Consider the following 5,011-nt stretch of genomic DNA (forward strand, 5'->3'; position numbering starts at 1 on the left):
AGTATAAGATCACACCCAGATCGGTCGGTCAAATCCTCTTAACATTGCTTCAAAACGTTCACGATCTCGCCCTGCCTCTACATCGTCTTCTGATATTGTTTTTAACTCAGAAAACTCTTCAGTCAGATCACGTGATTCGAGCCAACGACTCAATAAACCATTTCGATAGAAGGCAAGAACATCCTCAATGTTGAAGTTCTCTCGAAGCTCATCCAAATTCCGGATCGGTTTTCCATCAACTATTAAATTAAATTTGATTGTCTTTGTCATTTTTATTTCACCCCACCATTACTAACAGAAAACACTAATGAAAAAATTACCGATGCTATTAGTTACACTTTTTGAACCTTCTAACAGGCGTGATGCAGCGGTTTTAACGCTATTAGCCACAACTTTACTGATAATTTTGCCACCTTCCCAAATGGCACGTCCCACAGAATTGCCGGCAATCCCACCCATAACGCCCCCTACAATGCCCCCTATCACGGCGCCTATAGGTCCTAGTATTAAGCCTACGTTGGCTCCTATTGTTGCACCCTCTGCACCTAGTGCCAAAGAGCCGATCAAGCTGCAAGTTGTATCACCCGCTCTGTCCAATGCCTCTTCGCCGCTGATTTTTCCAGATGCTACATCTGCAAGGATTTTAACATTTTCGATCCCGACGCATACTGCGTTTGCAATTTGGCCAGCGGGTGTGCGGCTTAGAGTTGCTCCAAGCCAGCCACTTCTACAGGCAACAACCATACCGCCGGTTACAGCAACTGTTAGCCCAGAGCTGACTCCCGACTTTAAGGCACTTTCGGCAAACTCTATAACATCTTCCTCAATGCTGTTGTTAGCCTTCCCTCTTAGAGTATTCCAGATTCGTCGACCTAGAATACGCGCACCTTGAAAACCAATTGCCAACATAGCTGCCACACCAGCCTTCTGCCCTATATTCTTAGCAATAGCTTTACTATTAACATCATTCCATTCGTATTGTTTGGCATCCTGCTCTTCTTGGATTTTACGCTGACGTTCCTTGGCATCGCTTTTGGAGAAAGGCTTTGACTTTACGCCTTCATGTTCAATAATTTCCGTGCTGTTATTGATTTCTTTCCCTTGACCTTCTGGTACTAATTTTCTTTGCCCCCGATAGTCCCCCTTATCAAAAAGCTCTTTGGTGGAGTCCGCATTAGCACCGTATTTTGACTGGTAGCGTTTGACTATCTTACCATTTCCATCTCGAATAACTATATCGACTGAATTCTTACCATATGTTTGACCTGGTGCTGGCTTAAGTACTTCCGCACGGTAACTACTTCCCTGTGCAGCAGCTTCCATATTAAAACTTTCGACATGGTGTTGCTCGGCAATGAAACCATCCAGATGCCATGATTGATTAATCTCACCATCCCTTCTATACATCAATTTAATATTGTCATTATTTGCCTGTTCTATGGCTCTGTCGATTTCGGCAGCGTAACTTCCAATATCATTAACCCCCTGAGCCTTAGCACCATTTTCTATTGCTGTTTTAAGATAACTACTACGGGATAGTCCTCGCTCACGATATTTGATGAGAGTCTTTTTTTCATCCTCAAACATCTGGACGCATTCAACAATTATTCGCGCTGTTTTGTTTCGTTCATCTATATCATTCCATATAGTTGGATACTGAGAAAACTTACTATCAAGCCAAGCTATATCTGGAGTCTCGTCTAACTTATTGCTATAGGATTGTACGAATGACTGAACTACTTCACCTACTTTTAGGCGATTCTCGCCGACCAAATCAATCGAAAATGCCTTTTCTATATTATCCGCACTGTCATCTGGATTAAGAACATCTTTTTCGATCAGATGTACAATCGAGTGTATGGTTTCTGTAGTGTTTTTAGTTTCATTATCTTTTGTTTCAATCATTGCTTTTCACTCCTTTGAGTTTTCTAGACTAAACGATGAAAACATAACCCAGGCAAATGAAGTAATTTCACTATAACCATGAAAACACTCTGAATTTTGCACTTTAAGCATTGAGGAATGCTCTCGCCTCGACGGTAGTCACCGACGTAATCACAACCACTACAACGCTTTGTGCCCAGTGTATAAATACTATGACCACTCTCCCCTTTGAAATTTAATATTATTTCGGTATCACATATAGTTGCCCCAGAACACAGACCAAATAAGTAAACAATGAATGTGTCTGTGCGACTTATGCCGGAGTTGCCACTAAATTCGCGGCTCGCAAAGCTGAGTTGCTGACTCACGCTGACCTCATGCCAGATACCAATCAGGGCAAACTATCTCACATTAAGGACCTGTTCGCACCTTATCTTGATAAAGGCATTTTTTGCGTCAACAAAACTCATGATTGCGGTCAGGATAGGCCTGTAATCCGGAGATTAAAGTGACGGGGCAGTTCGTCCCTAAATGGGCTGACCTCGATTAGTCCCCTAGGTAAAAGGCTCCTGCCAACATGCCATATACAATGCGCACTCGGATATCTGCCTTCGGTAACACACCAAGAAGTGCTTCACCCTTTTGCAGTGTTTCGCTATGCCAAAAACACCAGAGCGCAGATTCGACCACTGCGAGCCAATCACTTATGCCGAGTTGATTTCGTGATTTTCGGCGCCAACTCCCACGCAACACAGCACAGCTATTTGGAGATGTTGCTGCCAGCGCCCGCTGCTCCATAACGCTTACCGTTAATCCATGCAGCTTGGCCTGACGACTGCCACGCCCTCCTCGCAGCAATTTGTCGAGTAGCAGCGCCAACAGACGAAACGCATCCTGATCTTCAAAGCAAGCAGCCTCCCCCAGCAAATCGGCGGCACCGGTCATCAGTTGCTCACGCCCCAGATAGATGGGCTGTGCAGTGCGATCCAGCCGATGTTGCTCGACATGGATAGCCAGTGCAGTCACCACCGCCAGTGGTGAAGTCTCACCCTCTTGGTGACACGTGCCTTTGGCAAGCAGAACGGTTAGCTCCCTAGCTCGCTCGGCTGACAGTAGGCAATATATCCCCCTAACCAGGGGCATGGCCGCCTGATCCGATAACAGTCTTGAGTTCATAGCGCCTCAGTGACGATCGCGTTTGAAGTGGGTGGTTTTATGACCGACGGTGACAATCTCACCGTCTTGCAGTACCAGATAGTGACCGCGCAGCCGCTGGCAGCATTCCGCTGGCACTCCGTACTCGGCTTGCAGCATCGTCACGCCTTTGCGATCGAGATAAACCAGTTCGCGTCCCTGGTGATAAGAAGAACGTCCGATGCTCAGCAGCAGCTCTACCAGCTCGGGAGCAATACCGCGCTGCTGCATCCGGCACGCGGCGTGATGGCTGTACGCACTATCCAGCTTCCCGTTCATGACATGTTCCTTTGGCGCTCATTTAGATGGACTCATTATATGTAGCCTGTATACTCATGCCGATACTGGTTACATAAACATGTCGCATTTTGGAGCACGTATGGCACCCAAAGAGCTCACCTGGGATCAAACCCTGCGTTTTCGTCTGCTGGAAATCGTGTTGCAGTGGGAAGGACGGCTGACCACCAATCATTTGATGACCGCCTTCAATATCGGCCGCCAACAGGCGTCACGGGATATCAACCACTACCTGACACACTACTCACCGGAAGGGTTGGTCTATGACAGAAGCCTGAAGGGATACAAACCCACAGAGCACTTTGTCCCGCGCTTTAGTGAGGGAAAAGTAGATGAGTACCTGATGCTGCTACACCGTGAAAAGCAGCACCAGCGACAACATGAAGCGGGCCTGCTGACACTTCCGCTGATGGATCTGCGCTACGGCCATATCGAGATCCTAGATGTGCCAAACCGCCATATCGACCCCAGGATTGTGCGCGGTTTGGTGCAGGCGGCCCGTGGCCAGCTGCGGGTCGATGTCGACTACGTATCCCTCAGTTCAGAGGAGCAGAGTGGCCGTAATATAGTGCCCCACACTCTGGTCTATGATGGGATCCGCTGGCACGTACGCGCCTACTGCGAGAAGAAGGGGGAATATCTGGACTTTGTGATGAGTCGTTTTCGGGGCGAACCGGATCTGCTGGATGCCTCCCCCCACGGCCGGGATCAAGATCTGGAGTGGAACACCCAGGTGACCGCTGTAGTCGTTCCCAACCCAGGCCTCAGCGAGGGACAGCAGGCCATCATTGCCAGAGACTATGCCATGACTGGGAACCAGCTGTTGATCAGTCAACGGATCCCCTTGGTCCATTACGCATTAGAGCGGATGCAAGTGAGCTATAGCTGTGAACACCAACAACATCCCCTGCTCTACCCGCTGGTACTGGCCAACCGGGACGAGCTGATCAAGCAAGGTTGCACCTTCAAACTCAAGAGCGCGGATTTGATTTGTTTAATGTAGTGCTCAACTAAAATCGCAACCAAGTTCTAGGACAAGGTGGAATTTCCACTGTCTATGTCGTTAACAAAGAAAAGAGCTATACGATAACCTAATGTCAGTCAGCTCAGCTTGGCTGACATTGTTTTACTGACTGTTTTCACCGCCCCACTTCTGTGATCCAACCGTAACAATTCATCGATAGCTTCAAGATTCAACAGCAATACCTCATTCCGCGACCATACACCTATCACCACATCAATCTCACACCATTATCGGTAGTGATAAATGGAACAACACAGCCCTCCTACAACTGGTACAGCTGCTGGCGGCAGAGCCGCAGCAAACACGAAAAACTCCATTGGAGCCCATTCGTAGACACCTCAACCCACACCGGTGATACTGCTCATATCTTGTACAGAACTTAGCCACTTACGTTCAGCGCAAAATGACTTTTTCAGGACCCAGTCCAACGAGTGTTTTTTTGAGGTAGCCATGGCACGCACCCTTGATGAAATATTGACCACAGAAATGCCCGACGTTGTCACTCAGGCTAGGGAAAAAGCAGAGCAAATGCGACGGTAATCCCCCCATTTTTTGGAGCACTCAAAAGTAGAGGTCATGCGGCCTGTGCCAAGCGCTGTTTCGGCGTGTAGC

Annotated in this window: 5 protein-coding genes; 1 reads left to right on the forward strand and 4 read right to left on the reverse strand. The window is 47.9% G+C overall.

Features of this window, described 5'->3' with window-relative positions; genetic code table 11:
- Positions 1–9: 9 nt before the first annotated feature.
- The 4 genes from OKC31_RS21320 to OKC31_RS21335 all read right to left on the reverse strand — a co-directional run bounded on the left by OKC31_RS21320 (position 10) and on the right by OKC31_RS21335 (position 3,357).
- Complete coding sequence (locus OKC31_RS21320; RefSeq protein ID WP_270657721.1) at positions 10–270, reverse strand: hypothetical protein; 261 nt, start codon at positions 268–270, stop codon at positions 10–12.
- 21 nt (positions 271–291) lie between these two features.
- Entirely contained in the window at positions 292–1,905 is a 1,614-nt protein-coding gene (locus OKC31_RS21325) for a hypothetical protein (RefSeq protein WP_223925303.1), read from the reverse strand.
- Between the two features lie 525 nt (positions 1,906–2,430).
- Positions 2,431–2,910, reverse strand: a complete 480-nt coding sequence (locus tag OKC31_RS21330) for an ADP-ribosylglycohydrolase (protein WP_270657723.1) — start codon at positions 2,908–2,910, stop codon at positions 2,431–2,433.
- Between the two features lie 156 nt (positions 2,911–3,066).
- A complete protein-coding gene (locus OKC31_RS21335; RefSeq protein WP_024943484.1) occupies positions 3,067–3,357 on the reverse strand; it encodes a DUF4258 domain-containing protein in 291 nt (96 codons plus the stop codon).
- A gap of 100 nt (positions 3,358–3,457) precedes the next feature.
- Here OKC31_RS21335 and OKC31_RS21340 point away from each other — a divergent pair, with 100 nt between their 5' ends.
- The gene (locus OKC31_RS21340) at positions 3,458–4,378 is read left to right on the forward strand and encodes a WYL domain-containing protein (protein ID WP_223925307.1); all 921 of its coding nucleotides are present in this window, start codon (positions 3,458–3,460) and stop codon (positions 4,376–4,378) included.
- The last annotated feature ends 633 nt before the right edge of the window (positions 4,379–5,011 follow it).

Origin of the sequence: Aeromonas sp. Y293-4 (genome assembly GCF_027705905.1) — a bacterium.
Taxonomy (GTDB): Bacteria; Pseudomonadota; Gammaproteobacteria; order Enterobacterales; family Aeromonadaceae; genus Aeromonas; species Aeromonas veronii.